The 20,764-nt window shown below is 73.6% G+C and carries 19 protein-coding genes; 12 read left to right on the top strand and 7 right to left on the bottom strand.

What is annotated here, in order from left to right:
* Window positions 1–86: 86 nt before the first annotated feature.
* The 3 genes from ACIO92_RS17355 to ACIO92_RS17345 all read left to right on the top strand — a co-directional run bounded on the left by ACIO92_RS17355 (window position 87) and on the right by ACIO92_RS17345 (window position 3,325).
* A complete protein-coding gene (locus ACIO92_RS17355; RefSeq protein ID WP_366440162.1) occupies window positions 87–725 on the top strand; it encodes a DUF6758 family protein in 639 nt (212 codons plus the stop codon).
* 317 nt (window positions 726–1,042) lie between these two features.
* Window positions 1,043–1,906 (top strand): PHP domain-containing protein, encoded by an 864-nt coding sequence (locus ACIO92_RS17350; RefSeq protein WP_401242626.1) that lies wholly within the window; start codon window positions 1,043–1,045, stop codon window positions 1,904–1,906.
* An 813-nt stretch (window positions 1,907–2,719) separates the two neighbouring features.
* Window positions 2,720–3,325: a MarC family protein gene (locus ACIO92_RS17345; protein WP_366440164.1), complete on the top strand. Its 606-nt coding sequence runs from the start codon at window positions 2,720–2,722 to the stop codon at window positions 3,323–3,325.
* Window positions 3,326–3,427: 102 nt separating this feature from the next.
* On the opposite strand, the gene ACIO92_RS17340 is transcribed toward ACIO92_RS17345, so the two are convergent.
* Window positions 3,428–3,580, bottom strand: coding sequence for a hypothetical protein (locus ACIO92_RS17340; RefSeq protein WP_086823662.1), 153 nt, complete (start codon window positions 3,578–3,580; stop codon window positions 3,428–3,430).
* Window positions 3,581–3,930: 350 nt separating this feature from the next.
* Here ACIO92_RS17340 and ACIO92_RS17335 point away from each other — a divergent pair, with 350 nt between their 5' ends.
* Entirely contained in the window at window positions 3,931–4,764 is an 834-nt protein-coding gene (locus ACIO92_RS17335) for an NYN domain-containing protein (RefSeq protein ID WP_366440315.1), read from the top strand.
* 33 nt (window positions 4,765–4,797) lie between these two features.
* Here ACIO92_RS17335 and ACIO92_RS17330 read toward each other — a convergent pair whose 3' ends face one another.
* Both ACIO92_RS17330 and ACIO92_RS17325 read right to left on the bottom strand, forming a co-directional pair.
* Window positions 4,798–5,685, bottom strand: coding sequence for an alpha/beta hydrolase (locus ACIO92_RS17330; RefSeq protein ID WP_366440165.1), 888 nt, complete (start codon window positions 5,683–5,685; stop codon window positions 4,798–4,800).
* Between the two features lie 900 nt (window positions 5,686–6,585).
* A complete protein-coding gene (locus tag ACIO92_RS17325) occupies window positions 6,586–9,219 on the bottom strand; it encodes a DEAD/DEAH box helicase (protein ID WP_402281614.1) in 2,634 nt (877 codons plus the stop codon).
* Between the two features lie 484 nt (window positions 9,220–9,703).
* Here ACIO92_RS17325 and ACIO92_RS17320 point away from each other — a divergent pair, with 484 nt between their 5' ends.
* Complete coding sequence (locus ACIO92_RS17320; protein ID WP_366440167.1) at window positions 9,704–10,426, top strand: ferritin-like fold-containing protein; 723 nt, start codon at window positions 9,704–9,706, stop codon at window positions 10,424–10,426.
* A 33-nt stretch (window positions 10,427–10,459) separates the two neighbouring features.
* On the opposite strand, the gene ACIO92_RS17315 is transcribed toward ACIO92_RS17320, so the two are convergent.
* The 4 genes from ACIO92_RS17315 to ACIO92_RS17300 form a co-directional block, all read right to left on the bottom strand.
* Window positions 10,460–10,729, bottom strand: a complete 270-nt coding sequence (locus ACIO92_RS17315) for a hypothetical protein (protein ID WP_366440168.1) — start codon at window positions 10,727–10,729, stop codon at window positions 10,460–10,462.
* Window positions 10,730–11,020: 291 nt separating this feature from the next.
* Window positions 11,021–11,248 carry a DUF3107 domain-containing protein gene (locus ACIO92_RS17310; protein ID WP_351795725.1) on the bottom strand — a complete coding sequence of 76 codons (228 nt, stop codon included), beginning with the start codon at window positions 11,246–11,248 and terminating at the stop codon, window positions 11,021–11,023.
* Between the two features lie 127 nt (window positions 11,249–11,375).
* Complete coding sequence (locus ACIO92_RS17305) at window positions 11,376–12,035, bottom strand: TetR/AcrR family transcriptional regulator (RefSeq protein ID WP_366440169.1); 660 nt, start codon at window positions 12,033–12,035, stop codon at window positions 11,376–11,378.
* 145 nt (window positions 12,036–12,180) lie between these two features.
* Window positions 12,181–12,423, bottom strand: a complete 243-nt coding sequence (locus ACIO92_RS17300) for a hypothetical protein (protein WP_366440170.1) — start codon at window positions 12,421–12,423, stop codon at window positions 12,181–12,183.
* Between the two features lie 162 nt (window positions 12,424–12,585).
* On the opposite strand from ACIO92_RS17300, the gene ACIO92_RS17295 reads away from it, so the two are divergent.
* From ACIO92_RS17295 to ACIO92_RS17265, 7 genes are all read left to right on the top strand, one after another.
* Entirely contained in the window at window positions 12,586–13,554 is a 969-nt protein-coding gene (locus tag ACIO92_RS17295; protein WP_366440171.1) for an alpha/beta hydrolase, read from the top strand.
* A gap of 8 nt (window positions 13,555–13,562) precedes the next feature.
* The gene (locus ACIO92_RS17290; protein WP_402281618.1) at window positions 13,563–14,861 is read left to right on the top strand and encodes a DUF3152 domain-containing protein; all 1,299 of its coding nucleotides are present in this window, start codon (window positions 13,563–13,565) and stop codon (window positions 14,859–14,861) included.
* Window positions 14,862–14,962: 101 nt separating this feature from the next.
* Window positions 14,963–15,058 (top strand): Ms4533A family Cys-rich leader peptide, encoded by a 96-nt coding sequence (locus ACIO92_RS17285; RefSeq protein WP_351795738.1) that lies wholly within the window; start codon window positions 14,963–14,965, stop codon window positions 15,056–15,058.
* Window positions 15,059–15,253: 195 nt separating this feature from the next.
* Window positions 15,254–16,984 carry an ABC transporter substrate-binding protein gene (locus ACIO92_RS17280; RefSeq protein ID WP_366440173.1) on the top strand — a complete coding sequence of 577 codons (1,731 nt, stop codon included), beginning with the start codon at window positions 15,254–15,256 and terminating at the stop codon, window positions 16,982–16,984.
* A 26-nt stretch (window positions 16,985–17,010) separates the two neighbouring features.
* Window positions 17,011–17,958: an ABC transporter permease gene (locus tag ACIO92_RS17275; RefSeq protein WP_401768777.1), complete on the top strand. Its 948-nt coding sequence runs from the start codon at window positions 17,011–17,013 to the stop codon at window positions 17,956–17,958.
* On the top strand, window positions 17,955–18,944 hold the full coding sequence (locus ACIO92_RS17270; protein ID WP_401242610.1) for an ABC transporter permease: 990 nt from the start codon (window positions 17,955–17,957) through the stop codon (window positions 18,942–18,944). The genes ACIO92_RS17275 and ACIO92_RS17270 overlap by 4 nt, the downstream gene beginning before the upstream one ends.
* On the top strand, window positions 18,941–20,653 hold the full coding sequence (locus ACIO92_RS17265; protein ID WP_402281621.1) for a dipeptide ABC transporter ATP-binding protein: 1,713 nt from the start codon (window positions 18,941–18,943) through the stop codon (window positions 20,651–20,653). Before ACIO92_RS17270 ends, ACIO92_RS17265 begins: the two co-directional genes overlap by 4 nt.
* Window positions 20,654–20,764 lie beyond the last annotated feature (111 nt).

Genomic DNA, 20,764 nt, shown 5'->3' with positions numbered 1-20,764 from the left:
ACGCGGAGTGAACGCCACAGGCCGGACGGGTGATCGTCCGTGATCGTCCTTGACGCCGGGCCCCGGGGGTAGGACCGTTGGGCCCTATGAGGGGCGAACCCAGTTGTCCGAAGTGCGGTGGCCGGGTCAGGGCGCCCGGACTCTTCGCCGACTCCTGGCAGTGTGACGCGCACGGCTCGGTGCACCCGCTCCAGCCCGTCATCCCGCCCAGCGTCGAGGCCCTCGGTGTCGTCGTGCACCGGTCCCACGTGCCGGTCTGGATGCCGTGGCCCCTGCCCGTCGGCTGGCTCTTCACCGGTGTCGCGTACGCGGGCGACGACCGCAGCGGCGGACGCGCGACCGCCGTCGCCTGCTCCGGCCCCGGCCCCCTCGGCGGCATCGGCGAACTCCTCCTGGTCGCCGAGGAACTGGGCGTCGGCCTCGGCGCGCGGTACGCGGGCATCGACGGCCCCGATCCCGGCGCGGGCATGGCCATCGACAAGCCCCCGCAGACCAAGGTCCTCGCCGCGGGGCGCCCCACCCCGCTCTGGCACGTCACCGGCACCCCGCAGGACCGCGCGGTCTTCGCGGGAGAGGCCCGGGGGCTCTGGCTGTGGGCGATCGTCTGGCCCGAGCAGTCGGGCCTCCTCATGTACGACGAACTGGTCCTGACGGACCTGCGCGACGCGGGCGCCGAGGTCGAACTGGTCCCCTGCGGCGCGCTCACCCCGAGACTGCTGGGCTGAGACACGGGGCCGGGCCCCACCCGCCGGAGACGGTACGTCCGGTGGGGGTCGCGGAGCCCGTTGCGCCACGGAGGAGCCGGTGGGCGCGGAGGCGTTCCGTACGTCCTGCGGAGACGGTGGACGCGACGGCTCCCGTACGTCCTGGCGGGGTCGCGGCCCGGAGGGCGTCCGGTGCCGTCCCGCCGTGACGGCGGAGCCGGTACGCCGGGGGCGACGGCCGCGCCGCAGGCAGCCGTCACGTTCCGTACCCGGGTGTTCGAACGGGCCGTTATGCTGGAGCGTCCCTCGTCCGTGCCGAGTTCCGGGAGTTCCGCGTCGTGCGCATCGATCTGCACACCCACTCCACGGCCTCCGACGGCACGGACTCCCCGGCCGAACTCGTCCGGAACGCGGCTGCCGCGGGGCTCGACGTCGTCGCCCTCACCGACCACGACACCACCCGGGGTCACGCGGAGGCCATCGCCGCGCTGCCCGAGGGCCTCACCCTCGTCACCGGTGCCGAACTGTCCTGCCGTATGGACGGGATCAGCCTCCACCTGCTCGCGTACCTCTTCGACCCGGAGGAGCCCGCGCTGCTCGCGGAGCGCGAACTCGTCCGTGACGACCGCGTCCCGCGCGCCCGTGCCATGGTCGGCAGGCTCCAGGACCTGGGCGTCCCCGTGACCTGGGAGCAGGTCGCCCGGATCGCCGGGGACGGCTCGGTCGGCCGTCCGCACGTCGCCGAGGCCCTCGTCGAGCTCGGGGTCGTCCCCGACGTCTCCGGGGCCTTCACCTCCGACTGGCTCGCCGACGGCGGCCGGGCCCACGTCGGGAAGCACGAACTGGACCCGGTCGACGCGATCCGCCTGGTCAAGGCGGCCGGCGGCGTCACCGTCTTCGCGCACCCGCTCGCCGTCAAGCGGGGTCAGGTGCTGCCGGAGTCCGCGACGGCCCGGCTCGCCGAGGCCGGTCTCGACGGCATCGAGGTCGACCACATGGACCACGACGAGGCGACCCGGGCGCGGCTGCGCGGCCTCGCCAAGGAGCTGGGGCTGCTGGCCACGGGCTCCAGCGACTACCACGGCAGCCGCAAGACCTGCCGCCTGGGCGAGTACACGACCGACCCCGAGATCTACGGGGAGATCACCCGCCGTGCCGCAGGCGCCTTCCCGGTCCCCGGCGCGGGGGGACCCGCCGCCTGACGGCTGCCGCCGTGCGGGACGGGGCCGGAGCGCCACGAGCCCGGCGCGACCGCCGGGCGCCCTTTCCACGGGCGTCCTCGCGGAGCGCGCCGAACCCGTGGCGCGAGCACCGGCCCGCCCGTGCCTGTCGGACACCCCGGACCACGCCGGTCCTCACCCGAGGAACTGCGCCAGGGGAAAGCCGGTCCCTGTCGGGGAACCGGACCTTGACCGGGGCGCCCCTGTCAGGGCGCCGGATCCCGTAGGGCGGTATCGGATCCCGTGAGGGGGCCAGGTCCCTGTCAGGGGGCCGGAACCCGTAGGGGGATCAGATCCCGTAGGGGAAGCCGGAACCCGTAAGGGAAGCCGGAACCCGTAAGGGACGTGAACCCCCTAGGGGGACGCGAGCCCGTAGGGGGTCCGCCGCCCGCCGGGGCGATCGACCGGGAGCGACCGCGTGCCGCACCCGGCCCGACGGTCCACCCGGCCCGACGGTCCACCCGGTGCGAACGGTTCTGCCGGTCCGACCGGTCCGAGCGATCCGACCGGTCCGAAACGGTCCATCCGGCGCGAACGGCTCCGCCGGTCCGAGCGGTCTGTCCGGTCCTGCCGGTCCTGCCGGTCCGGTCCGGCTCGCCCGGCTGATCCGACAGGCACACCGCCCGCCCCGCCCGCGCCCAGCCCTTTCCTCCCGCACTCTCTTCGTCCTGGTCCGCCCCCGTACGGCTCCGTGCCGTGCGCGGGGCGGCGCTCCACCTGCCCCGCCTCCGGAATCACGTATTCCGGTCCGCGGGGTCAGAACCCACCGTTCGTCTCTCCCGCAAGGCAACCCACGTGTTCGACGTCGCCGTCTTCGGCTCGCTGTTCCTGACCCTCTTCGTGATCATGGATCCCCCCGGGATCACCCCGATCTTCCTCGCGCTCACCTCCGGCCGCCCGGCCAAGGTGCAGCGCCGGATGGCCTGGCAGGCCGTCGCCGTGGCCTTCGGCGTCATCACCGTCTTCGGCATCCTCGGCCAGCAGATCCTCGCCTATCTGCACGTCTCCGTCCCCGCGCTGATGATCGCGGGCGGTCTGCTGCTGCTCCTCATCGCCCTCGACCTGCTCACCGGCAAGACCGACGAGCCCAAGCAGACCAAGGACGTCAACGTCGCCCTGGTCCCGCTCGGAATGCCGCTGCTCGCCGGTCCGGGTGCGATCGTCTCGGTGATCCTCGCCGTGCAGAACGCCGACGGCGTGGCCTCGCAGGTCGCCGTCTGGACCGCCATCGCCGCCATGCACCTCGTGCTCTGGCTGGCCATGCGCTACTCGCTGCTGATCATCCGGGTCATCAAGGACGGCGGTGTGGTCCTGGTGACCCGGCTCGCGGGCATGATGCTCTCCGCCATCGCGGTCCAGCAGATCATCAACGGCGTCACCCAGGTCGTCCAGAGCTCCTGACCGCCCGGTCCGGTCGGGTCCGGACGCCACTGCGCCCCCGTGCGGATTCCGCTGTCGCGGAGTCCGCGCGGGGGCGCGGTGCGTGATGGTGGACCCGGCCTGTTACGAGGCCGAGGTCTCGGCGGGGCGGATCCAGATGCGCTGGCCGATCGCTGCGGCCTGCTGCACGATCCGGTTGACGGAGGCGGCGTCCACGACGGTCCTGTCGACGGGCGTGCCGTCGATGTCGTCGAGTCGCAGGATTTCGAAGCGCACAGGCTTCTCCCTTCGTCCGAGTTGATCCTCCGTACGGAGAACTGTCTTACGTCCCTGTACAACGAGATGCATCCTGCAAACATTCCCTACGCTAAGGAAAATTTTCGAATGCCTAACTACCACCTGGTAGGGGTGTGGCGGGAGGGACCGCCGGGGCGGAGAATGAGCCGCGTATGAACGACGCAGACACCGCCCGGACGCCCGGCGCCGCCGAAGCCCCCGGCACCACCCAAGCCACCGGTACCACCGAGCCCCCCGGCACCGCCGAAGCGGCCCCGGCCACCGGGACCGACGCCCGCCTGCAGGCCCTCGACGCCCGCCTGGACCGCACCAACGACCTCCTCCGGCGGATGCTGGCCGAGGTAGCCAAGACCCCCTCCACCCACGCCATCTTCGTCGACGCCGGTTACGTCCATGCTGCGGCCGGATTGCTGGTGGCGGGCACCGAGGACCGCCGCTCCTTCGACCTCGACGCCGAGGGCCTCATCGACGCCTTCATCGACACGGCCCGCACGATCTTCGCCGACAGCCGACTGCTCCGCGTCTACTGGTACGACGGGGCCCGTCGCCGTATCCACACCCCCGAACAGCAGGCCATCGCGGAACTCCCCGACGTCAAGGTCCGCCTCGGCAACCTCAACGCCAACAACCAGCAGAAGGGCGTCGACTCCCTCATCCGCTCCGACCTGGAGTCCCTCGCCCGCCACCGGGCCATCAGCGACGCCGCCCTGGTCGGCGGCGACGAGGACCTCGTCTCCGCGGTCGAGGCCGCCCAGGGCTACGGCGCCCGCGTCCACCTCTGGGGCATCGAGGCCGCGGAGGGCCGCAACCAGGCAGAGGCCCTGCTCTGGGAGGTCGACAGCCAGCGCACCTTCGAGCTCGACTTCTGCCGCCCGTACGTCACCCGCCGTCCCGTCACCACGTACGAGAACGAGGGCGAGCCGCCGCCCTCCCGCGAGGAGGTGCGTTTCATCGGCGCCCGGATCGCGGCCATCTGGCTCGGCGAACGCGGCCGTGAACGGCTCGCCGAGCTGATGCCCGCCGCTCCCTATCTGCCGGGACCCGTCGACCAAGAGCTGCTCGTCGAGGCGGAACGCCTGCTCAGCCGCTCCCTGCGCGGCCACTCGGCCCTGCGGCGCGCCCTGCGCGACGGCTTCTGGCAGCACCTCAAGACGCAGTTCTGACCCCCCCGGCCCCGGTTCGCCGGGGAACGGGCCTCAGCGGGCGGTCCCGGCGGTCCGGGCCACCGCCGTCCGCTCCCAGAAGCCGGTGAGCCGGTCGGCCAGCTCGCGCGGGTGCGACACGTTGGGGGAGTGGCCCGCGCCCGCGACCACGGTGTGGTGCGCGCCGGTGCGGGCCGCCGCCCCGGCGAGGTCCGCCGTCGGCCAGACCATCTCGTCCGCCCCGTACGCCATGTGGAGCGGCAGCGGCAGTGCGGCGAGTTCCGCCGTGCCGTCCTCACGGCTGAGCAGCAGCCGCCCCGCACCGGAGAGCTGGGCGATCCGGGTGCGCGTCCAGCGGCGCCGCAGGAAGTCCGCGAGCTGCGGGGCGTCGTCGGTGTCCGGCTCCTCGCCCCGGCTGTCCAGCCAGCACATCGCCTGCCACACCCGCTCCTTCGGCAGCAGCGCGAGGGCGGCGCGCAGCACCCGGACCCGGACGCGCTGCGGCCGGGACACCCGGCCGGGGCCCGAGGAGAGCAGGGTCAGGGACCGGAAGGCGCCCGGCGCGAGCGAGGTCGCCGCACGGGCCACCAGACCCCCGAAGGAGTGCCCGAGCAGGTGCACGGGACCGTCGCCGAGCGCGGCGGCCTGCGCGACCGCGTCCAGCGCCAGCGCCTTGCGCCGGTACGCGGCCCGGCCCCGGGGGCCCGGAGTCTCGTACTGGCCCCGCCCGTCCACGGCCACGGCCCGGTACCCGGCCTCGCCCAGCGGCCCCAGCAGGGCGAGGAAGTCCTCCTTGCTGCCGGTGTAGCCGGGCAGCAGCAGCACCGTGCCGCGCCGCTCACCGGTCGGCCCGGCGTCGAGGACGGCGAAGTCGCCGCGCGCGGTCACCAGGCGACGGACGCGGGTACGGGGCGGCAGCGCGAGGGACCGGGGCTTGCTCATGCCTGGACTGTAACCGGAGGAACGCGCACCGGGGCGGCCCGGACGGCCGGGGTACCGGGCGACCGGCCGGGGTGAGCCCCCGGCGTCCGGGACCGGGGGCCGCCCACGCGAGCGGGCCTCCTGAACGGCCCATGCGGGCCGGGACACGGGACGGCCGAAGTGTGCGGGGTGGTCCGCGTAGACCGGGCGGTGATGTACGCGGGGCCAGGGGAGGCACGATGCCTGCCAGGTCCGCGTCCGGGGCCGGTTCACGTACACACGCCTGAACGGGCCGTACGGGCAGGACCGGGGGCGGTCACGTCGGCCGGGGCGGGGAGTGGTCGACGTGCGCCGGGGCCTGGGGAGGTCCGAGGTCTGCGGGACCTGCCGGACCTGTGGGGTCGGGCGCGTGGCCCGGGATTCGGGCGGCGAGGGTCGGCCGGTCCCGAGGCCCGTACGCAGGTCCCGTACGCAGGTCCCGTACGGGGGTCCCGTAAGGGTCGTACGGAACAGAGGTGGTCCCCGGACGCGGGTTCCGGCGGTTCTCGTCGCCGGGTGGCGGGGAACGGCCTTCGGATGCCTCGGAAGCCAGGGACACGCGCCCGGGTGCGCTCTCTGGGGACGGGGTCCCGGAAGACTCCTCGGGCCGGGGCCCGGAGCGTCCGGGCAGGGCTCCGGGACGGTCCACCGGAGTGGGCCGCGAGCGGTCCGCGTCGGCCGGAGAGCACCAGATCCGGCGGTCCATGTCCGCCGGGCCCGGGTGGGGGCTTACACGCAAGGTCGGAGGTCGGGGCGGGGCGCATCCCCGAGGGGAACCCTCAGGCCCGTAGGGCCGTGCCGCAGGACCCGGGGAAGTCCCCGTACGCGCCGAGGCCCGGCCCCCGGGAAGGGGCCGGGCCTCGGCGACGGGATCGGGCGGGATCAGCTCTCGGCCGGAGCCGCCGCCTTCTTCGTGGTGCGGCGACGCGGAGCCTTGGGGGCCTCCTCGGCGGCCGGGACCTCGGCGGTCGTGTCCGCCGGAGCGGCGACGGCCTTCTTCGTCGTACGGCGCCGGGCCGGGGTCTTCGGCTCGGAGGCGTCGGGCGCCTCGGCGGCCACCGCCGCCTTCTTCGTCGTACGGCGCCGGGGAGCCTTGGGGGCCTCCTCGGTCGCCTCGGCGGCCGGGACCTCGGCGGCCGTGTCCGCCGGAGCGGCGACGGCCTTCTTCGTCGTACGGCGGCGGGGGGCCTTCTTCGGCTCCTCGGCCGGGGCGGCCTCGGCGACGGGCGCCGGAGCGGCCTCCGCGACGGGGGCGGCCGGGGCCGCCTTGACGGCCGGGACCGTCACGACGACCGCCTCGGCGGGCGCGGAACCGGCCGGCGAACCGGCGGCCTTGCGCACCACCCGGCGGCGGGCGGGCTTCTGCGGCTCCTCCGCCACGACCGGCGCGGGCTCCGGCTCGGCGACCGGCTCCACGACGGCGGCGGCGGTCACCGGCGAACCGGCGGCCTTGCGGACGACCCGGCGGCGGCGCGGCGCGGGAACCTCCGCCGTGGCCGGGGCCTCGGCGGCGGGCTCCGCCACCACGGGGGCGGCGGCGACCGGCTCGGCGACCGCGACGGCCGAAGCGGCGGCCTCGGCCACCGGGGCGGCGGTCTTCTTCGTCGTACGGCGGCGGGGGGCCTTCTTCGGCTCCTCGGCCGGGGCGACCGCGGCGACGGGCGCCGGAGCGGTCTCGACGGCGGTGGCCACCGGGGCGGCCGGGGACGCCTTCGCCGCGTGCAGCGCGGCCGCGGCGGACTCCACGGTCTGGAACGAACCGGTGTCCTCGGCGGGCCGGACCACCCGGGGGCGGCGACGGCGGGGCGCCGGAGCCTGTCCCTGGGCCACGGGGGCCTGGGCGGCCGGAGCGGTCCTGACGGCCTCCGGACGGGCGGCGGTCTTCTTCGTCGAGCGGCGGCGCGGGGCCTTCGGCTCCTCCGCCGGGGCCTTCGGCTCCTCGGCCGGAGCGGCCGCGGCGACGGGCGCCGGAGCGGTCTCGACGGCGGTCGCCACCGGGGCGGCCTCCGTACGGGCGGCCGGGGCCGCCTCGGTCCGGGCCACCGGCTGCGACGGCGTCACCGGCAGCGAGTCCGGGGCGCCGACACGGGTGCGGCGGCGACGGCGCGGGGTGCGCGGACCGGCCTCGGTCTTCGCCTCGTCCGCGACTGGAGCCGTCTCGGTGGTGGCCACCGGGGCTGCCGCGACCGGAGCCGTCTCGGTGGTGGTCACCGGGGCGTCGTCCAGCTCGCCGCCCCGGGTGCGCCGACGCTGGCGCGGGGTCCGGGTGCGCTCGGGGCGCTCCTCGGTCCGCTCGGGCTTCGGGCCGCGCCCACGGCGTCCGCCGGGCTCGCCCAGGTCCTCCAGCTGCTCCGCGCCCAGACCCGCGCGGGTCCGCTCGCCTCGGGGCAGGACGCCCTTGGTGCCCGCCGGGATGTCCAGTTCCTCGAACAGGTGCGGGGAGCTGGAGTACGTCTCGGCTGGCTCGTGGAAGTCGAGACCGAGCGCCTTGTTGATGAGCTGCCAGCGCGGGATGTCGTCCCAGTCGACCAGCGTGACGGCGGTGCCCTTCGCCCCGGCGCGGCCGGTGCGGCCGACCCGGTGCAGGAAGGTCTTCTCGTCCTCGGGGGACTGGTAGTTGATGACGTGGGTGACGCCCTCGACGTCGATGCCGCGCGCGGCGACGTCGGTGCAGACGAGGACGTCCACCTTGCCGTTGCGGAAGGCGCGCAGCGCCTGCTCGCGGGCGCCCTGGCCGAGGTCGCCGTGGACCGCGCCGGAGGCGAAGCCGCGCCGCTCCAGCTGCTCCGCGATGTCGGCGGCCGTCCGCTTGGTGCGACAGAAGATCATCGCGAGCCCGCGGCCGTTGGCCTGGAGGATGCGGGAGACCATCTCCGGCTTGTCCATCGAGTGCGCGCGGTAGACGCGCTGCTTGATGTTGGCGACGGTCACGCCCTCGCCGTCGGTCGAGGTGGCGCGGATGTGCGTCGGCTGCGACATGTAGCGGCGGGCGAGACCGATGACCGCGCCCGGCATGGTGGCCGAGAAGAGCATGGTCTGACGCTTCGGCGGAAGCATGTTCATGATCTTCTCGACATCGGGCAGGAAGCCCAGGTCGAGCATCTCGTCGGCCTCGTCGAGGACGAGGACCTTGACCTTGGACAGGTCGAGCTTGCGCTGTCCGGCCAGGTCGAGCAGACGGCCCGGGGTGCCGACGATGACGTCGACGCCCTTCTGGAGCGCCTCGACCTGGGGCTCGTACGCCCGGCCGCCGTAGATGGCGAGCACGCGCACGTTCCGCACCTTGCCCGCGGTCAGGAGGTCGTTGGTGACCTGCTGGCACAGCTCGCGGGTGGGCACGACGACGAGCGCCTGCGGAGCGTCGGTGAGCTGCTCGGGCTTGGCCCGGCCTGCCTCGACGTCCATCGGGACGGTGACGCGCTCCAGGATGGGGAGGCCGAAACCGAGGGTCTTGCCCGTGCCGGTCTTGGCCTGGCCGATGACGTCGGTGCCGGTGAGGGCGACCGGGAGGGTCATCTCCTGGATGGGGAAGGGAGCGACGATACCGACGGCCTCCAGGGCCTCGGCCGTCTCGGGGAGGATTCCGAGTTCTCGGAAAGTCGTAGTCAGGGTGCTGCCTCTTCTGTGAGACGCGGCGCGAGGCGAACGAAGGGGGTCGTACCGTGCCGGGAACCGCCGACACGATCCTGGGATCGCTGCCGGGTGGCACGGGACCACTGCCGTCGCTCGAGCGTCGTACCGCTGAGGGTGACCCTTCCGCGGGTCCGCCGGAAGGGCTGTCGGGCCGGAGCCGATCGGGCCACCGACCGGGCATCCTCATTCATGAGTCGGCCCACCGGATACGTCCGAACGTGCGAAAGCATGTCCGCATACTCAGCAGGCGCATTACCACTGTACCCCGGAATCGCGCATGTGTGTTGGGAGAAATGGCGATGAGGGCACGGTCACACTGAATGACCAGCGCCTTCCCCCGGTGCGCGAGCGGGTTATTGTGCGCTCCATGGAGACGCCTGACAACGCCACACCGACCGGGATCGCCGCCGAGAACTGGGCGACGGCCGCTGAGGAGCCGCAGTACCGCGCGGCCGTGATCGACCTCCTCGGTGCCCTCGCCTACGGAGAGCTCGCGGCCTTCGAGCGGCTCGCCGAGGACGCCAAGCTGGCGCCGACCCTCGCGGACAAGGCGGAGCTGGCGAAGATGGCCTCGGCCGAGTTCCACCACTTCGAGCGGCTGCGGGACCGGCTCGCCGCCGTCGACGCGGAGCCGACCTCGGCCATGGAGCCCTTCGCCAAGGCGCTGGACGACTTCCACCGCCAGACCGCTCCGTCGGACTGGCTGGAGGGCCTGGTCAAGGCCTATGTGGGCGACTCGATCGCCAGCGACTTCTACCGGGAGGTCGCCGCCCGGCTCGACTCCGACACGCGCGGGCTCGTCCTGGCCGTCCTCGACGACACCGGCCACGGCAACTTCGCCGTGGAGAAGGTCCGCGCCGCGATCGACGCCGACCCGCGCGTCGGCGGCAGGCTCGCGCTCTGGGCACGTCGGCTGATGGGTGAGGCGCTCTCGCAGGCCCAGCGGGTGGTGGCCGAGCGGGACGCGCTCTCCACGATGCTGGTCGGCGGGGTCGCGGACGGCTTCGACCTCGCGGAGGTGGGCCGGATGTTCTCCCGGATCACCGAGGCGCACACCAAGCGGATGGCCGCGCTGGGTCTGGCGGCCTGAGGCCGCCGCTCCTCTCCGTACGGTCGGCGGCGGTCACACCGCCGCTGATCGCCGCAGCCGCCGTGAGGCGGGCCTGACGAGGAGTGAGACGAGCACCGCCGCCACGGCCACGGCCCCGACGAGGGTGGCGAGGAAGTGGCCCGGCCCCAGGGCCCCGTGGGTGACGAGCGCGCCGAAGACACCGCCCAGCGTGCCGGTGAGAAGGACGGTCGCCCGGACGGGGAGACGGTCGGGCAGCCGGTGCGCGGCGGCCCAGGCCAGGGCGAAACCGAGCAGGGCGGAACCGAGGGCTTCCAGGAACACGGCGGATCACCTCGCGGAGCGTGCGGGGCGGGTGGTGCGGTCGAAGGCCCTCCTACCCACGGCGCCCGGAAAACAATCCTTCCGTACGCCCTGACGTGGACATACAGACATACGAGAGACCGCTCGGCGGATCTCCGGCGGACGCCTGTCCGGAGCCGTTCCCCAGCCCCTGGAGTCCGGCCCCTCGCCCGATGCCCGATGCCCGGGGTCCTTTCCGGTCCGGACACACGGAAGGCCCGGTGGACCATGACGGTCCACCGGGCCTTCCGCGGAATTCCGGGCCCGGTGGGCTCAGAGCGTGCCGAAGCCCACGCGGCGCACGGCGGGCTCGCCGAGCTCCACGTACGCGATCTTCTCGGCCGGGACGAGGACCTTGCGGCCCTTCTCGTCCGAGAGGCTGAGCAGCTGCGCCTTGCCGGCCAGCGCGTCGGCGACGGCGCGCTCCACCTCCTCGGCGGACTGCCCGCTCTCCAGAACGATCTCCCGGGGTGCGTGCTGCACGCCGATCTTGACCTCCACGGCTATGTCCCTCCGAACGGTCAGCGTTGCGCGAATCTCCGCGCCGTACGCTGCACACATTAGCCCGGTGAGGGGACGTGCACGGCTCAGCCGCCGCACGCCAGGAGCGAACACCGGGCGGGAACCCTCAGTGGCCCTCGGCGCTCAGCTGTCCGTCGACCGGGTGCAGCGGGAACCCGGCGATGCCGCGCCACGCCAGCGAGGTCAGCAGTCCGACCGCCTTGTCGCGGGGGATGGCGGACCCGCTCGACAGCCAGTAGCGGGCCACGACCTGGGAGACCCCGCCGAGGCCCACGGCGAGCAGCATCGACTCGTCCTTGGCGAGACCGGTGTCCTCGGCGATGACCTCGGAGATCGCCTCGGCGCACTGGAGGCTCACCCGGTCCACGCGCTCGCGCACGGCCGGTTCGTTGGTCAGATCGGACTCGAAGACCAGCCGGAAGGCGCCGCCCTCGTCCTCGACGTAGGCGAAGTAGGCGTCCATCGTGGCGGCGACGCGCAGCTTGTTGTCGGTGGTGGAGGCGAGCGCCGTCCGCACCGCGAGGAGCAGCGACTCGCAGTGCTGGTCCAGCAGGGCGAGGTACAGCTCCAGCTTCCCCGGGAAGTGCTGGTAGAGCACCGGCTTGCTGACGCCCGCACGCTCGGCGATGTCGTCCATGGCGGCCGAGTGGTATCCCTGGGCGACGAAGACCTCCTGGGCCGCGCCGAGGAGCTGGTTCCGTCGGGCACGTCGCGGCAGGCGCGTGCCCCGAGGGCGTGCTGCCTCTGTCTGCTCGATGGCGCTCACGCGGCCTCCCAAGAATCGATCCATGCGCGCTGTCGCCCGCGTCGCCATCGTACTTTTGGGTAACCCGGCTGTGCGCGGTGCGGACGCAGAATTTCACGGACCGGACGCCCAGGTCGACAGGCGATTCAAGTTTAAACCGAACAAATCAGCGGTAGTCGTCCTCGTCCAGGGCGACAACCCGGGCCTGCTCGGAGGAATCGGCCTCGTTCGCCGAATCCCGTTCGAGGTGGGTGACCGGCTCGTTCTCGCGCTGCCGCAGTTCCGTGTGCTGTTCGGCCGCGTCCGCCTCCGGGATCTCGTCGTCCAGTACGGTGCTCCCTTCCCGGGCCTCTTCGGCTTCCTCGGCTTCCTCGGCGAAAGTGTCGGGATCGCTCGGATCGACGGTCATGGGGTTCCTTCCGGCGGCGGGTCGCGGTCCTCTCCGAAGGCCCTCTCCTCCGAGCCTAGGAGCAGCCGCCTCCCACCGCACACGCACGGGTGACCGCACGGTTCCGTACGTGTGACCGCATCCACACACGCCCGCGCGTGATCGTCTCGTAATATTGCGGCCATGTCGTCGACCGAGCTGCCGGAAACCCGGACCGCCGCCGTGTCCCCGGCGTCGCGCGCGCCCCGTGCCGTACGGGTCGCCGACGGCGAGGAACTCCGCTCCGTGGCGCTGCCCGGACTCACCCTCTCGGTGCGCGCCAGGCCCGGCGACGGGCCTGGGCGGGCGCCCGCCCTGTTCGTGCACGGTCTCGGCGGTTCCTCGCAGAACTGGTCCACCCTGATGCCGCTGCTCTCGGACCTCCTCGACGCCGAGGCCGTCGACCTGCCCGGCTTCGGCGACTCCCCGCCGCCCGACGACGGCGACTACTCGGTCACCGGGCACGCCCGTGCCGTCGTCCGGCTCCTCGACTCCTCGGGCCGGGGCCCGGTCCACCTCGTCGGCAACTCGCTGGGCGGCGCGGTCGTCACCCGGGTCGCCGCCGCCCGGCCCGACCTGGTCCGCACCCTCACCCTCGTCTCGCCCGCCCTGCCCGAGCTGCGCGCCCAGCGGACCGCCTGGCCGACGGCCCTGCTCGCGGTGCCCGGCGTCGCCGGGTTCTTCGCGAGGCTCAGCCGGGACTGGACGCCGGAGCAGCGCGTCCGGGGCGTCCTCTCGCTCTGTTACGGGGACCCCGGCCAGGTCACCGACGAGGGCTTCCTGTACGCCGTGGAGGAGATGGAGCGGCGCCTCGAACTCCCCTACTTCTGGGACGCGATGGCCCGCTCCGCGCGCGGCATCGTGGACGCGTACACGCTCGGCGGCCAGCACGGACTGTGGCGGCAGGCCGAACGGGTCCTCGCGCCGACGCTGCTCGTCTACGGTGGACGCGACCAGCTCGTCTCGTACCGGATGGCCCGCCGGGCGGCCGCCGCCTTCAGCGGCTCGCGCCTGCTGACCCTTCCCGAGGCGGGTCACGTGGCGATGATGGAGTACCCCGAGACGGTCGCGCAGGCCGTCCGGGACCTGATCGCCGACAACGGCGGGAGCTGATCCGGGGCGTGGGACGACACAGCCGCAAGGGTGCCGCGCCGTCGGTGGCCGACACCGGGCAGCAGCCCGTGGTGGAACCGGCGCCGCCACGGCCCGGCACCCCGCAGGGCACCGGCCGCCGCCGAATGCGGCCGGGCGAGCCCGGCACCCCCGCCCACGGGACTCCGCTGTACGGGTCCCCGGAGCGGGGCACGCCCGCGCACGGCACCCCCGCGTACGGGTCCGCCGGGCCGGGTACGCCCGCGCACGGCACCCCCGTCCACGGCACCCGCGTCCCCGCGTCGGCCGGTGTTCCCGGTCCCGGGGCGTCCGCGCGCGGGGGGCATCCGCAGCACGACGAGGGCGGTCCGCGCCCCGGGTCGTACGGCCCGGGACCCGGGTCGGGCCGGGCCCGGCGGGACGCCGAACAGGCGCGGTTCGTCCCCGGCCCCCGCCGCGAGGGCCTTCCCGGGGACGAGCCGGAGGCGGAGCTCCCGGCCGCCCGGGGCGGACTCGGCCGCACCCTCACCGGAGTCGCGGCCGCCGCCGTCGCCACCGTCCTCGCCGTCGTCGTCGCCGGGCAGGTCACGGGCCGGGAGACGACCGGGGCCGCCCCCCGCGCCACCGAGGAGCCGGACGGGCGGGCCTCGGCCGACGGCCCGGCCTCCCGCTCCGACGACCGGACCGCCCCGACGAGCCCCGCGCCGGCCGTCACCCCGCCGCCGCCCACCTACGAACAGCTGATGGCCCGGCAGTACCCGATCGACCCGAAGCTGAAGGGCTCCGGCACCTTCAAGGCCGTGCCCGGCTTCCAGAAGGCCCCCGGCACCGGACAGCTGATCCGCTACCGGATCGACGTCGAGGAGGGGCTCGGGCTCGACCCGGAGCTGTTCGCCTCGGCCGTGCAGAAGACCCTCAACGACCCGCGCAGCTGGGCCGGGCGGGGCGCCATGTCCTTCGAGCGGATCTCCAGCGGGGACCCCCGGTTCGTCATCACGCTCGCCAGCCCCGGCACCACCGGAGCCTGGTGCGCCAAATCCGGCCTCGACACGACGATCGACAACGTGTCCTGCGACTCGGCCTCCACCGAACGCGTGATGATCAACGCGTTCCGCTGGGCCCAGGGGTCCGCGACCTTCGGACCCGAGGCGATGTACGCCTACCGGCAGATGCTCATCAACCACGAGGTCGGACACCGGCTCGGGCACACCCACAAGGACTGTGCCACGCCCGGCGCCCTCGCCCCGGTGATGCAGCAGCAGACGAAGTCCCTGAACATCGGCGGAATCAAGTGCCGCCCCAACCCCTGGGTCCATCCCGGGAGTTGACATTCCGGCCGATGGATTCCGGCCCGCAGGCCGGGGCGCGGAATCCCGGGATTTCCGATGCCGCATTGACATCGCTCGCATGTTCGTTCATATTTCTCGGCATGTCGCACCGTCACGTCGTCTCCGAGCGCGCCGCCATTGAGCTGGCGCTCATCGGCGTGACCGGACACTCCGTCGCCGACGTTCTCTGTAGCTGACGCCCGCCCGAGCGCTCGTCGGCCCTTCTTTCCGTAATTTCCTACGCGAATGTGCCGCGCCCGGGTTCTTCCTTCCCGCAGGCGCGGCTTTCTGCTTTTCCGTTTCCCGGCACATTCACGGGGACGACTCCGCTCGCCGCTGCCCGCGTGGAATTCCCTTTCCCCGTTCGCAGTTCCCCGAGAGGTTTTCTTCCGATGCGTCGATCGTCCGTCATCTCGCGCCGCGTGGCAGCGGCCGCCGTCAGTCTCGTCCTGGCCTCGGGCGCCGCCGCCTGCGCGGGACCCGAGGGCACCGGCGCCGAGGGCGGCACCCCCGGCAAGGACTCCGGCGCCCCGCGGAAGGGCGGCACGCTGACCGTCCTCAACAGCGAGCCCCAGACCGACTTCGACCCCGCCCGGCTCTACACCTCCGGCGGCGGCAACGTCCCCTCCCTCGTCTTCCGCACGCTCACCACCCGCAACCGCGAGGAGGGCGCGGCGGGCACCGAGGTCGTCCCCGACCTCGCCACCGACACCGGCCGCCCCAACAAGGACGCCACCGAGTGGACGTTCACGCTGAAGGAGGGCCTGAAGTTCGAGGACGGCACGCCCATCACCAGCGCCGACATCAAGCACGGCGTCGAGCGCTCCTTCGCCGCCGAACTCTCCGGCGGCGCCCCCTACCTGCGGGACTGGCTCATCGGCGGCGACACCTACCAGGGCCCGTACAAGGACAAGAAGGGCCTCGCCTCCGTCGCCACCCCCGACGCCCGGACCATCGTCTTCAAGCTGCGCAAGCCCGAGGGCGAGTTCCCCTTCGTCGCCACCCAGACCCAGTTCGCCCCCGTTCCCGAGGCCAAGGACACCGGCGCGAAGTACGAGGAGCACCCGCTGTCCTCGGGCCCGTACAAGGTCGTGCGCAACGAGAACGACGGCGAGCGCCTGGTCCTGGAGCGCAACGCGCACTGGGACCCGAAGACCGACGAGGAGCGCAAGGCCTACCCCGACAGGATCGACGTCCGCTCCGGTCTCGACGAGGCCGTCATCAACCAGCGCCTCGCCACCTCCACCGGCGCCGACTCCGCCGCCGTCACCACCGACACCAACCTCGGCCCGGCCGAACTCGCCCAGGTCGGCTCCGACAAGGCACTCGCCGCCCGCGTCGGCACCGGCCACTTCGGCTACACCAACTACCTCGCCTTCAACCCGAAGGTGAAGCCCTTCGACAACCCGAAGGTGCGCCAGGCGATCTCGTACGCCATCAACCGCACCAGCGTCGTCAACGCGGCGGGCGGCTCCGCGCTCGCCGAGGCCGCCACCACCTTCCTGCCCGAGCGCGAGTCCTTCGGGTACACGCCGTACGACCACTTCCCGGCGGGGAAGACCGGTGACCCGGAGAAGGCCAAGGCCCTCCTGAAGGAGGCCGGTCACCCCGACGGGCTGACGATCACCCTGCTGCACTCCACCGCCCAGAACCGTGCCACCAGCCCCGAGATCGCCACCGCCGTCCAGGAAGCCCTCGGCAAGGCGGGCATCAAGGTCGAACTGGACGGCCAGGAGCCCAACTCCTTCAACGAGAAGCGCTGGAGCGTCAAGGACGCCCCCGGCTTCTTCCTCTCCCGCTGGGGCGCCGACTGGCCGGCCGGCGGACCGTTCCTCGCGCCGATCTTCGACGGCCGCCAGATCGTCACCAACGGCTCCAACTACAACCACGCGCAGCTGAACGACCCGGCGGTCAACCAGGAGATCGACGAGATCAACAAGCTCACCGACCTCAAGGCCGCCGCCGTCCGCTGGGGCGCCCTCGACAAGAAGATCGGCGCCCAGGCCCTGGACGTGCCCCTCTTCCACCCCGTCTACAAGCGGCTCGTCGGCAAGAGCGTCAAGAACGTCGTCATCAGCGACTGGACCGGTGTCCTCGACGTCTCGCAGGTCGCGGTCAAGTGACCTCCCCGACCGGTACGACGGCGCCCGTGGCGGGCCTTCCCGCCACGGGCGCCGCCCGGCAGGTGTGGCGACGGCTCCGCACCCGCCCGGCAGCCCTCGTCTCCGCCGCCGTCCTCCTCCTGCTCGTCCTCCTCGCCCTCGCCGCACCGCTGATCGCCGCCCTCACCGGCCAGGACCCGAACACGTACCACGACGACCTCGTCGACTCGGCCCGCGGCGGCGTCCCGTACGGCTCCTTCGGCGGGGCGAGCGCCGACCACTGGCTCGGCGTCGAACCCGGCACCGGCCGCGACCTGTTCGTCCGGCTCCTGTACGGCGCCCGGATCTCCCTCCTCGTCGCCGTCGGCGCCACCGTCGTCCAGGTCCTCATCGGACTCCTCGTCGGCCTCGCCGCCGGGCTCGGCAACCGCTGGGCCGACAGCGTCCTCGGCCGCGTCACCGACGTCCTCGTCGCCCTGCCGATGCTGGTCCTCGCCGTCGCCCTCACCGCCGTCGTCCCGCGCGGCTTCCCCCGCCCGCTGCTGCTGATCCTCGTCATCGGCTTCCTCGGCTGGGCCGGGACCTCCCGGATCGTGCGGGCCCAGACCCTCACCCTGCGCGGCCTCGACTTCGTCGCCGCCTCCCGGCTCGCGGGCTCCGGCCCCTGGCGGACCGCCCGCCGCGAACTCCTGCCCTCCCTCGCCGCCCCCGTCATCACCTACGCGGCGATCCTCGTCCCCACCAACATCGTCGTCGAGGCCTCGCTCTCCTTCCTCGGGGTGGGCGTCACCCCGCCCACCCCGTCCTGGGGACAGATGCTGTCGAGCGCGCAGACCTGGTTCCGGGCCGACCCCGCCTACGTCCTGCTCCCCGCCGGACTGCTCTTCGTCACCGTGCTCGCCTTCACCGTCCTCGGCGACGCGGTCCGCACGGCCCTCGACCCGCGCGAGGCCGGCCGGCTGCGCGTGGGCACCCGTAAGGAGACCTCCCGATGACCCGCTTCGTCCTCAAGCGGCTCGCGGGTGCCGCGCTCGTCCTCCTGGCGCTCTCGGTCCTCGTGTACGCGCTCTTCTACCTGGCCCCCGGCGACCCCGCCCGGCTCGCCTGCGGGGAGCGCTGCAACCCCCAGCAGATAGCCCAGGTGCGCGAGCAACTCGGCCTGAACGAGAGTGTTTTCACGCAGTACCTGCACTTCCTCCAGGGCGTTCTCGCCGGCCGCGACTACTCGGCGGGCACCTCCGTCGTCCACTGCGACGCACCCTGCCTCGGCCTCTCCTACCAGAGCGACCAGCAGGTCACCCGGATCGTCCTGGACCGCCTTCCCGCCACCGCCTCCCTCACCTTCGGGGCCATGGCCGTCTGGCTCGTCGTCGGCGTCGGCACCGGACTGCTCTCCGCGCTCCGCCGGGGCGGACCCACCGAGCGCCTGCTGACCCTGGTCACCCTCGCGGGCACCGGCACCCCCGTCTTCATCCTGGGCCTCGTCCTCCTCATGGTGGTCTGCGCCCACCTCCAATGGCTGCCCTTCCCCAGCTACGTGCCGCTCGGCGAGGACCCCGAGCAGTGGGCCTGGAACATGCTGCTGCCCTGGCTCACCCTCGGCCTCTTCGAGTCCGCCAAGTACGCCCGGCTCACCAGGAGTTCCACCCTGGAGACACTGGCCGAGGACCACATCCGGACCTTCCGCGCCTACGGGGTCGGGGAACGGTCCGTCGTCACCCGGCACGCCCTGCGCGGCGCCGTCCCGCCCGTGATCGCGGTCAGCGCCGTCGACTTCGGCTCGATGTTCGGCGGAGCCGTCCTCACCGAGTCCCTCTTCGGCATCCCCGGACTCGGCAAGACCCTCATCGACGGGGTCCGCTCCGTCGACCTGCCGGTGGTGGTGGGCGTCGTCCTGGTGACCGGCGTCTTCGTCGTCCTCGCCAACGTCCTCGCCGACGTGCTCTACGCCGCCGCCGACCGAAGGGTCGTCCTCACATGACACCGCCCGCCGAAGCGCCCGGCCCCACCGCCGGGACACCGCTCGCCCCGCCCCACGGCCCCGCCGTCGCCCAGGCGCCGCCGCTCGTCGAAGTCCGGGACCTCACCGTCGAGTTCGCCCGAGACGGCGCACCCGTCCGGGCCGTCGACGGACTCTCCTTCACCCTGGAGGAGGGCCGCGCGCTCGCCCTCGTCGGCGAGTCCGGCAGCGGCAAGTCCACCGTCGCCGCCGCCCTCCTCGGACTCCACCGGGGCACCGGAGCCCGTATCGGCGGCACCGTACGCGTCGACGGCACCGACCCGGCCACCGCCGGTCCCGCCGCACTGCGGCGGCTGCGCGGCGGCACCGCGGCCATGGTCTTCCAGGACCCGCTGTCCGCCCTCGACCCGTACTACGCCGTCGGCGACCAGATCGCCGAGGTCCACCGGACCCACTTCGGCGGCACCCGGCGCGCCGCCCGCGCCCGCGCCGTCCAGGTCCTCGACCGGGTCGGCATCCCCGACGCCGCCCGCCGCTCCCGCTCCCGCCCCCACGAGTTCAGCGGCGGGATGCGGCAGCGCGCCCTGCTCGCGATGGCCCTCGCCTGCGAACCCCGGCTCATCGTCGCCGACGAACCGACCACCGCCCTCGACGTCACCGTGCAGGCCCAGATCCTCGACCTGCTGCACGGACTGCGCCGAGAGACCGGCACCGCGCTGCTCCTCGTCACCCATGACGTCGGCGTGGCCGCCGAGAGCGTCGACGAGGTCCTCGTCATGCGCGACGGCCGCGAGATCGAACGCGGACCCGTCGCCACCGTCCTCGGCGCCCCGGCGGAGCCGTACACCCGACGGCTGCTCGCCGCCGTGCCCCGGCTCGACGGACCGGTCAGGCCCGCCCCGGCGAAGGACGGCCCGCCGCTCCTCGAAGCACACGGCCTGCGAAGGGAGTTCGGGCGCGGCGGGAAGACCTTCACCGCCGTCGACGGGGTCTCCCTCACCGTCCGCGCGGGCGAGACCCTCGGCGTCGTGGGGGAGTCCGGCAGCGGCAAGACCACCCTCGGCCGGATGCTGGTACGGCTCCTCGACCCCACCGACGGCGAACTCCGCTACCGGGGAACGGAGCTCGGCTCCCTCACCGACCGGGAACTGCGCCCCCACCGCCGCGAACTCCAGATGGTCTTCCAGGACCCCGTCTCCTCCCTCAACCCGCGCCGCTCCGTCGGCGAGTCGATCGCCGACCCCCTGCGGGCGGCGGGGGAGAGCGACGGGACCCGGATACGGAACCGGGTGCGGGAACTGCTCGACCGGGTGGGCCTCGACCCCGACCGGTACGGCGCCTACCCGCACGAGTTCAGCGGCGGACAGCGGCAGCGCGTCGGCATCGCCCGCGCCCTCGCCGCCGAACCCCGGCTGATCGTCTGCGACGAACCCGTCTCCGCGCTCGACGTCACCACCCAGGCCCAGGTCGTCGCGCTGCTCGCCGAACTCCAGGCCGAACTGGGCCTCGGGCTCGTCTTCATCGCCCACGACCTCGCCGTCGTCCGGCAGGTCAGCGACCGGGTCGCCGTCATGCACGAGGGCCGGATCGTCGAACAGGGCACGGTCGCCGAGGTGTACGGCGCACCCCGGGACCCGTACACCCGGCGGCTCCTCGCGGCCGTCCCCTCGCTCGACCCGGTCCGCGCGGCGGAGCGCCGGGAGCGGCGCCGGGAGCCCGCCACCGTCTGACCCTCCGTGTCCGCCCCGGCGCGTACCGCGACCGAACGCGACCGCGCGGCGAAAGTTACGTGCATTCACCCCTTCCGGTGGTGCGACGGACAACCGTCCGTCGCACCACCG

Source organism: Streptomyces sp. NPDC087215, from assembly GCF_044744885.1.
Lineage (GTDB): Bacteria > Actinomycetota > Actinomycetes > Streptomycetales > Streptomycetaceae > Streptomyces.
Note: the sequence above shows the minus strand (reverse complement) of the source record. Positions and strands in the feature narration are given on the sequence as shown.